This is a genomic window from Clostridium sp., from assembly GCF_029267215.1.
Classification (GTDB): domain Bacteria; phylum Bacillota; class Clostridia; order Clostridiales; family Clostridiaceae; genus Sarcina.
On sequence record NZ_JARIDH010000014.1, the window covers coordinates 1 to 3930 of the forward strand.

The following is a 3930-nucleotide window of genomic DNA, read 5'->3' on the forward strand; positions in this document are numbered from 1 at the left end:
AGTTAATAGTTTCAGGTTTCTTTACTTCTCCTCTAGACCACTCTCTAATTTGTTCTGGAGATGCTAACCCGATTTGTAAAGCATCAAAATTATTTAATTCGAACAAGGGTGTGTCCTCCCTTCATAATTTAATGTGAATTTTTAAATATCCCCTTGCTCAATCAAGCAAGGGAACACTTTATATCCTAGTTAAAATCATCTTCTATGTCTAAATCACTAGTGAAGTCTAATAAATCTATATTTTCATAGTCTATTTCTTCTTCAATCTCTTCTGCTGGGATGTATGCTTCCCCTTTTTCTTCCTTAACTTCATGAGTTGAATCCTCAGTACCTTCAATATTTACTTCTAATGCTTCAGCATCATCTTCTTCAGCTAATTCTTTAAATTTAACCTCTTGATTATTATCATTTAGAACTTTGACATCTAAGCATAAAGCTTGAAGTTCTTTTATAAGAACCTTAAATGATTCTGGCACTCCTGGCTCAGGAATATTTTCTCCCTTAACAATAGCTTCGTAAGTTTTAACTCTACCTACAACGTCATCTGACTTAACAGTAAGTATTTCTTGAAGAGTATGAGCAGCACCATATGCTTCTAAAGCCCAAACCTCCATTTCTCCGAATCTTTGTCCTCCGAATTGTGCCTTACCACCAAGTGGCTGTTGAGTTACTAGTGAGTAAGGTCCTGTTGATCTTGCATGAATCTTATCATCAACTAAGTGAGCAAGTTTTAAGATATACATGATACCAACTGTTACTTCGTTATCAAACTCTTCACCAGTTCTACCATCTCTTAAAACAGTTTTTCCATTTCTGTTGTATCCAGCTTTTTCTAAGCAATCCTCTATATCAGTTTCTGTTGCACCGTCGAATACAGGAGTAGCAATATGCCATCCTAATGCGCTAGCTGCCCATCCTAAATGAACCTCAAGTACCTGACCTATGTTCATACGAGATGGAACCCCTAGTGGGTTTAAGCAGATCTGAAGTGGTCTACCATCTGGTAAGAATGGCATATCTTCTTCTGGTAATACTCTTGAGATAACCCCTTTATTACCATGACGACCAGCCATCTTATCCCCAACAGATATTTTTCTCTTTTGAGCGATGTAGCATCTTACAAGTTCATTAACTCCTGGTGATAAATCATCTCCATTTTCTCTTGTAAATACTTTGACATCAACTATTATACCAGCTTCTCCATGTGGAACTCTTAATGAAGTATCTCTTACCTCCCTAGCTTTCTCACCGAATATAGCTCTTAATAATCTTTCCTCGGCTGTAAGTTCGGTTTCTCCCTTAGGTGTTACTTTACCAACTAATATATCTCCTGATCTTACTTCAGCACCGATTCTTATTATACCTCTTTCATCTATATCTTTTAAGGCATCCTCACTTACGTTTGGAATATCTCTAGTTATTTCTTCTGGTCCTAATTTAGTATCTCTAGCTTCACATTCATACTCTTCTATGTGAATTGATGTAAACACATCTTCTCTAACTAACTCTTCTGAGATAAGCATAGCATCCTCATAGTTATATCCTTCCCAAGTAATGAATCCCATTCTAATATTCTTACCTAAAGCTATTTCTCCTAAATCAGTTGAAGGTCCGTCTGCTAATACTTCACCTTTAAGTACCCAATCACCTTTAGCTACTATAGGTCTTTGGTTTATACAAGTACCTTGGTTGCTTCTCTTAAATTTAAGAAGTCTGTAAGTATCAACACCACCATCTAATTCTCTTTTAACTCTAACTTCATTAGCACTTACATAAACTACTTCACCAGCATTTTTAGCTTTAGGAAGAACCCCTGAATCTACTGCTGCTTTATATTCTATTCCAGTACCAACTATTGGAGCATATGGTTTTAATAATGGAACTGCTTGACGTTGCATGTTTGACCCCATTAAAGCTCTTGATGCGTCATCATTCTCTAAGAATGGTATCATTGCAGTTGCAACAGATACTAATTGTCTTGGAGAAACGTCCATTAAATCGACATCTTTACTTGGAACAACTAATACATCACCTTTAGCTCTAACAGTTACCTTCTTATCTATAAAGTATCCATTTTCATCTAAAGGTTCATTAGCCTGAGCTACTAGATATTGGTCTTCCTCATCTGCTGTAAAATATCTTATTTCGCCAGTAACCCTACCAGTTTCTTTATCTACAACATTATAAGGAGTTTCAATAAACCCATATTCATTAACCTTAGCATAAGTAGCTAATGAGTTGATAAGACCTATGTTTGGTCCCTCTGGAGTCTCGATAGGACACATTCTACCGTAATGAGAGTGGTGAACGTCTCTAACCTCAAAACCAGCTCTTTCTCTTGAAAGACCTCCTGGACCAAGGGCAGATAATCTTCTTTTATGAGTTAACTCAGATAATGGATTTGTTTGATCCATGAACTGTGATAACTGTGAGCTACCAAAAAACTCTTTTATAGCTGCTGCTACAGGTCTTATATTGATTAATTGTTGTGGTGTAATAGCTTCTTGGTCTTGAATAGTCATTCTCTCTTTAACTACTCTTTCCATTCTTGATAAACCAATTCTAAATTGGTTTTGTAAAAGCTCACCAACACTTCTTAATCTTCTATTTCCTAAGTGGTCTATATCATCAATGTATCCTATATTATAAGCTAAACCAATTTGATAACTTATTGTAGCAAATATATCATCTTTAATTATATGCTTAGGAATAAGTCTTGTTACATTCTTTTTTATTTCTTCTTTTATAGCTTCTTCATCAGAATAGTTGTCTAAGATTTCTCTTAATGTTGGGTAGTGAACTAATTCTCTGATATTTAAATCTGATAAATCAAAGTCCACACACTTATGTATATCTACAAAGTGATTACCTATAACTCTAATTACTCTGTCTTCTATTAAAACATCAACTGAATTTATTCCTCGATTTTGGATTTCTTCAGCCATAGTTCTTGAGATTTTTTCTCCTTTTGCTACTAAAACCTCGCCAGTTAACTCATCAACTATGTCTTCTGCTGATATTTGGTTAGCTATTCTTAAGCTAATTGCAAGTTTTTTATTGAACTTGTATCTACCAACTCTTGATAAATCATATCTCTTAGCGTCAAAGAATAGAGAGTCTATTAAGCTAACAGCACTATCAACTGTAGGTGGTTCACCTGGTCTTAATCTTTTATAAATTTCTAATAAAGCTTCTTCTTTAGTCTTAGTATTATCTTTTTCTATAGTAGCTTTGAATCTTTCTTCTTCACCAAAGTACTCTAAAAGTTCTTGGTCGCTTCCAAAGCCCATAGCTCTTCCTAATATACTTATAGGAAGTTTTCTCGTTTTATCTATTCTCACATAGATAACATCATTCGAATCTGTTTCATACTCTAACCATGCACCTCTGTTAGGTATAACAGTTGCTGAAAATAGTTTTTTACCAGTTTTATCTACATTGTAATTGTAGTAAACACCTGGTGATCTGACTAACTGAGAAACAATAACTCTCTCAGCACCATTAATTATAAAAGTTCCTTGTTCAGTCATTAATGGGAAATCTCCCATGAATACCTCTTGCTCTTTTATTTCTCCAGTTTCTTTATTTTGAAGTCTAACAGCTACTTTTAGTGGTGCAGCATAAGTAGTGTCTCTTTCTTTACACTCTTCAACTGAATACTTTATGTTATCCATGTCAAGAGTATAACCTACAAACTCAAGCACAAGATTTCCAGTGAAGTTTGAGATAGGATTAATATCATCAAAAACTTCATAAAGTCCTGCATCTAAAAACCATTTGTAAGAATCTAATTGAATTTCAATCAGGTTTGGCATTTCAGCCACGTCTTTGACTTTTGCAAAGCTCATTCTCGTTCTTTTTCCAACTTGGACAGGATGTACCATCAACTTTCACCCCTTGTATAAACTAAAATAGCCAAAAGCATACTTT

Annotated in this window: 1 protein-coding gene; it reads right to left on the minus strand. The window is 34.8% G+C overall.

Annotated features, from left to right (window positions below):
• Nucleotides 1-185 precede the first annotated feature (185 nt).
• Nucleotides 186-3884, minus strand: a complete 3699-nt coding sequence (gene rpoB / locus Q1K13_RS01185) for a DNA-directed RNA polymerase subunit beta (RefSeq protein ID WP_300346976.1) — start codon at nucleotides 3882-3884, stop codon at nucleotides 186-188.
• Between the last annotated feature and the right edge of the window lie 46 nt (nucleotides 3885-3930).

What these genes read in the sequence shown, in the direction of transcription:
- rpoB (WP_300346976.1), bottom strand. Translation starts at nt 3,884, where the DNA reads ATGGTACATCCTGTCCAAGTTGGAAAAAGAACGAGAATGAGCTTTGCA.